This window comes from Collinsella sp. LCP21S3_D3, from assembly GCF_052118305.1.
Taxonomy (GTDB): domain Bacteria; phylum Actinomycetota; class Coriobacteriia; order Coriobacteriales; family Coriobacteriaceae; genus Collinsella.
Map to the genome: position 1 here is coordinate 1 of NZ_JBQKHK010000048.1, position 1527 is coordinate 1527.

General features: G+C 69.0%; 4 protein-coding genes. 2 read left to right on the forward strand and 2 right to left on the reverse strand.

Annotation, left to right across the window (positions count from 1 at the left end):
- On the forward strand, positions 1-185 hold a 185-nt coding region (locus ACTQ1S_RS09280; protein ID WP_441085703.1), incomplete at its 5' end, for a hypothetical protein.
- 10 nt (positions 186-195) lie between these two features.
- Positions 196-501, forward strand: a complete 306-nt coding sequence (locus ACTQ1S_RS09285) for a hypothetical protein (RefSeq protein WP_441042439.1) — start codon at positions 196-198, stop codon at positions 499-501.
- 169 nt (positions 502-670) lie between these two features.
- Here ACTQ1S_RS09285 and ACTQ1S_RS09290 read toward each other — a convergent pair whose 3' ends face one another.
- Together ACTQ1S_RS09290 and ACTQ1S_RS09295 are read right to left on the reverse strand one after the other, a co-directional pair.
- Positions 671-1204, reverse strand: a complete 534-nt coding sequence (locus ACTQ1S_RS09290) for a hypothetical protein (protein ID WP_441547562.1) — start codon at positions 1202-1204, stop codon at positions 671-673.
- Between the two features lie 121 nt (positions 1205-1325).
- Positions 1326-1527 (reverse strand): hypothetical protein (locus ACTQ1S_RS09295; RefSeq protein ID WP_441547563.1); only part of this gene is annotated, 202 nt, incomplete at its 5' end.

Below are 1527 nucleotides of genomic sequence, written 5' to 3' on the forward strand. Positions count from 1 at the left end.
TGTCCGAGCGGCTGGGACAGCTGTCCGCCGCCGCCTGGTTCATCGACCAGGTCGGGATGCTCCGCCGCCCTGACTGGGGCCGGATGCCCCGCGTCCCGCACCGCATCCGTGGCCATATCGACCCGAGCCTGTGGCTCGACCCTGATCCGGTGGACGACACCGAGCCGTCCACGCCTACTGCCTGAGGAGACTCCCATGACCACCACCCCCAACCCCATCAGCATCGCTCCCGAGGATCGTCCGGCGATCGCCGCCCGTCGTGGCTGGCAGACCCTGCGGCAGGGCCTCGCGATCGCTGTCGGACTCGCTGTGCTCACCACCCTCGTCGGCTCGCTCGCGGCCCCGTCGCTGCGTGACTGGCTGGCGTCGTGGGAGGTGTGGACCTGGTCCGCGATCCAGGCCGCAGGTACGGCGCTGCTGGCGTACCTGCTGCGCCGCTACCAGGACGACAGTGGCGTGGCCCCCCGCCATGCCGCTGACGAGGATGAGGGAGCCACCTAGCCCGCCCCGAACACAAATCTGCCCCCCCCGACCGCTGTGGTCGGGGGGGCAAATTTGTGTGTCATCACATCGGGCGGGTGCTGGGAAGACCCAAGGCCGCACCCGGCTGATGCCGGGGGCGTTCTTTACAGGCTGAAACCGCGAGCCCCGCGGCCAGAATCCCGGACGTTCAGCGGGCCGTGAGCTTGTCCTTCGCGGCGGCGAGGTCCATCTCGGCCTGATGGACATGCCATCGGGCGCACATGACACGCAGCGCGTCGATCCGGCGCGCCAGGGTCTCCACGTCGCCCAGTCCGCGGCCTTGGTAGCGCAGCTGGCGGGCCTGCCAACAGTCGATCAGGCCGAGGCCGTGCTCCGCCCAATCGGTTGCGGCTTTGCTCGGGTGGCCCAGCTCCGGTCGAGGGTCGAGGCGCATCATGTCGAGCGTCACGCCAACAGCCTCGGAAAGCGTGAGCTGGGAGTAGGGGACAACGCTGGCCACGAGCGCCAGGTGGCCCACGGCGTCCTGCCTCTGAGAGGAGGCGTTGATGTAGCCGTAGACATCCGGCATTGAAACCTGGTACCAGCGCCAGCCGCCGTCGACCGAGTGCGCGCTGGGCTGGCGATCTCCGCCGAGAATCCGGGCCAGATGTTTGGCTGTGAGCGCGCGAGGCTTGCCGAAAGCGACCGGGGAGGGCTCGCCAGAGTCAGTTTCTGCGACCACTAGCGCCGGGTCCACAACGGGACGACCGCGAAGGAGGTAGCCGTGGCCCATATGCGCCAGGTCGTGGTCGAGCCGTTGGAGAATGCGGGACGCGTCACGCCAGGCCCGCGTGGCGATGTATCTAGCCATGGTTGTGGAGTGCGGCGTAGGCCCACTCCACCTCGATATCAGGATCAGCCAGCATCGCCCGACCAGCCGCCGCCCCCCACCACCCACGAGGACGATCCCCCACAGGTCCACGCGACAGCGCGATCGGCATCTCAGCGTCCAGCATCCGCTCCACCGCCTCGTCATGGCGGGCCAGCTCGCCCCAAATCAGCCCC